Source organism: Rhizobium sp. BK060 (assembly GCF_014193145.1).
In the GTDB taxonomy this organism is placed as follows: Bacteria; Pseudomonadota; Alphaproteobacteria; order Rhizobiales; family Rhizobiaceae; genus Rhizobium.
The window spans coordinates 1-2,550 of sequence record NZ_JACHYW010000062.1 but is presented as its reverse complement, the minus strand read 5'-3'; the positions used below and the strand labels follow the sequence as shown (position 1 = coordinate 2,550).

At 59.9% G+C, this 2,550-nt stretch carries 2 protein-coding genes; both read right to left on the bottom strand.

The features are described from left to right. Positions 1-103 precede the first annotated feature (103 nt). A complete protein-coding gene (gene istB, locus FHT71_RS31090) occupies positions 104-841 on the bottom strand; it encodes an IS21-like element ISRel16 family helper ATPase IstB (protein WP_088704989.1) in 738 nt (245 codons plus the stop codon). Between the two features lie 11 nt (positions 842-852). Next, positions 853-2,382, bottom strand: coding sequence for an IS21 family transposase (gene istA, locus FHT71_RS31085; protein WP_088704990.1), 1,530 nt, complete (start codon positions 2,380-2,382; stop codon positions 853-855). Positions 2,383-2,550 lie beyond the last annotated feature (168 nt).

Here is a 2,550-nt window from a genome sequence, read left to right as displayed (position 1 = left end):
TTTGTTCCGAGATTATTGCGCCCCCGGATTCCGGGATGATCTCGCCCCCTTGAGGCTGGGGTCCTGCTGGCTGTGATTGTTGTCAGTCGATCGTCGTTAGGAGTCAAGATTTCCGGCGCTGATTTCGCCGCAGGCTTTCGCCAGATAGGTCGATGCGATGGGCATTATGAACCAGCCTGTCGAGAATGGCATCGGCGTAGGTTGGGTTACCAATGATCTCGTGCCAGGCTGATACGGGAAGCTGGCTGGTAATGATTGTCGAGCGACGTCCGTAACGATCTTCGAGGATCTCCAGGAGGTCGTGGCGCGCCTGCTCATTGAGCGGTTCCAGGCCCCAGTCGTCGAGGATCAAGAGTTGGACGTGGCCGAGGGTGCGTTGCAGCCTTGCATATCGACCGTCACCGTGAGCAAGGGCGAGATTGGCAAACAGCCGTGGCACGCGCTGATAAAGAACGGAACGATCGTCGCGGCAGGCCTTATGCCCGAGTGCACAGGCTAACCAGCTTTTGCCGACGCCGGATGGCCCGCAGATCGCAAGGTTGTCGTGGGCATCGATCCAGTCGCCGCCAATCAGCTTCATGAACAGTGCGCGATCGAGGCCGCGGTCACTGCGGTAATCGACATCTTCCGGTACGGCCTGATGGCGGAGCTTGGCAAACCGCAGACGGGCGGCAAGCTTGCGATCGTGGCGCGAGCTCCATTCTCGCTCGAGCAGAAGCCCGAGCCATTCGGCATGGGAGAGTTGTTCGCTCTCACCGTTGGTCAGCAGTTCGTTGAACGCTTTGGCCATGCCGGTCAGGCCCATGGCGTTCAATTTATCAAGCGTGGGATGTGCAAGCATATGTCGTCTCCTCAGTGGTAATAGCGGGGACCGCGGATGTTGGAGTGGTTGATCGGCTCGGGTGATGATGCGCCTGATGACGCCGACGGTCGGTCGAGGTGATTGTCGAGAATGGAGCGCACCGAGCCATAGGTTCGCGCACCGATTTCCAATGCCCGCCCGCAGGCCGCGTTGACCCGCTCTCGCTCAAACGCTTTAACGAGGCGGATAATGCCCAGGCAGGCTCTGTAGCCCTGCTCCGGATGCGGCCGATCGGCGAGAATACGCTCGCAGAGCAATGCAACGTCCGATCCGATTGCCGATGCTTCGCGGCTGATGCGCTCGATTGTCCAATCGGCAAAGCGGCGATGGGATGATGGCATGTGCTCGGGCGTTGTCGTGTGCTTGCCATTGCCGCTCGAGCGTCGGTGGGCGGCAATGCGCTCACCTTTGTGGAAGATCTCGATGGTATTGGCGGTGATGCGCGCCTCGACCTGCGCACGGGCAAACCGGTAGGGCACGGAGTAATAGTGCTTGTCGATATCAACATGATAATCGAGGCCAGCCCGCCGTATCTTCCATTCGGCAAAGACGTATCGTTCGACAGGAAGCGGACGCAGGGCGGGATAATCCAGCTCTTCGAACAATTGACGCCGGGTGCGGCCGACGCGACGCAGAACACGCGTGTCGTTGAGATCGACGAGCAATTCGACAATCGCCGCATTCACATCGGCAAGGCTGTAAAAGACGCGGTGGCGTAGCCGGCCAAGAAGCCAGCGCTCGACAATACGAACCGCGGCTTCGACCTTTGCCTTGTCCCGCGGCCGGCGCGGTCGCGTCGGAAGAACAGCGCTTCCGTAGTGAGCCGCCATCCCGGCATAGGTGCGATTGACCTGCGGATCAAAATGGCAGGCCTTGATAACGGCAACTTTGGCATTGTCCGGGACAAGCAACGCCGGCGCACCACCGAAGGCCTCAAGCGCAAGCAGGTGGCATTCGATCCAATCAGGAAGCGTCTCGCTCCAGCGGGCATGTGCGAATGAAAGGCTCGATGCCCCGAGCACTGCGACGAACAGATGCGCTTGCCGCGTCTTTCCCGACAATCTGTCGACGACCACCGTGACCGTGTCGCCGGCATAGTCGACGAACAGCTTTTCGCCAGCCGCATGGTCCTGGCGCATCGTCACCGGCAGCTTCAGTGCCCAAGCGCGATACAAATCGCAGTAGCGGCTGTAGCGATAACCATCGGGATGAAGGCCGATATACTCGTCCCAGAGGATCTGCAGCGTGACATGCTTGCGTTTCAGCTCGCGATGAACATGAGCCCAATCCGGTTCAACGCTGCGACGGTGACCGGTCTTCGTGCCGGCAGCTCTATACAGAGCCGCTTCCAAAATCGCATCGCTGACATCGTCGCCCAACGGCCAGGAAAGCCCGGCAATCTCCACACGGCGCAGCGTCTCACGCACCGTCGAGGGGGCCGCACCAACGCGCGCCGCAATCGACTTGTGGCCAAGACCTTCCTCAAATCTGTATCTCAGAATCTCGCGGACACGCCGCATCTTTAGTCTCTCCGCTGGCATCGCGTTCCTTCCTCTCAGGCAACTGAAAGGACGAACGTCTCACCAGCAGGACACCCCGACAAACAGCCCAATCAGGGGGCGGCATCATCTCGGAACAAGGGGGCGGTTAATTCTCGGAATTGGGGGGCGGCATCATTTCGGAATGCG